We start from the raw sequence: 349 nt of genomic DNA, 5'->3' as shown, positions 1-349 counted from the left end.
AAAAAATGCTGGTGTGGCTCAACGGTAGAGCAGCTGACTTGTAATCAGCAGGTTGTAGGTTCGATTCCTATCACCAGCTCCATGTAAAATTAATACGGAGGATTTCCCGAGCGGCCAAAGGGGGCAGACTGTAAATCTGTTGTCATCGACTTCGGTGGTTCGAATCCACCATCCTCCACCAATTAAATATGCGGGTGTAGCTCAATGGTAGAGTTCTGGCCTTCCAAGCCAGCTGTGAGGGTTCGATACCCTTCACCCGCTCCAAAGAAAGCGTGGGTGCATAGCTCAGCTGGATAGAGCAACGCCCTTCTAAGGCGTGTGTCCGGGGTTCGAATCCCTGTGCGCTCAC

Annotated in this window: 4 tRNA genes; all 4 read left to right on the top strand. The window is 51.6% G+C overall.

Annotated elements, in window-relative coordinates:
• Positions 1-7 precede the first annotated feature (7 nt).
• The 4 genes from KGF38_RS20170 (at position 8) to KGF38_RS20155 (ending at position 348) form a co-directional block, all read left to right on the top strand.
• Positions 8-82 (top strand) — tRNA-Thr (locus KGF38_RS20170).
• Positions 83-96: 14 nt separating this feature from the next.
• A tRNA-Tyr gene (locus KGF38_RS20165) sits at positions 97-181 on the top strand.
• 9 nt (positions 182-190) lie between these two features.
• Positions 191-264: transfer RNA gene (locus KGF38_RS20160), tRNA-Gly, on the top strand.
• A 10-nt stretch (positions 265-274) separates the two neighbouring features.
• Positions 275-348: transfer RNA gene (locus KGF38_RS20155), tRNA-Arg, on the top strand.
• The last annotated feature ends 1 nt before the right edge of the window (position 349 follow it).

This window comes from Clostridioides sp. ZZV14-6387, assembly GCF_020657835.1.
In the GTDB taxonomy this organism is placed as follows: Bacteria; Bacillota; Clostridia; order Peptostreptococcales; family Peptostreptococcaceae; genus Clostridioides; species Clostridioides difficile_A.
This window is presented reverse-complemented; position numbering and strand designations above follow the sequence as displayed.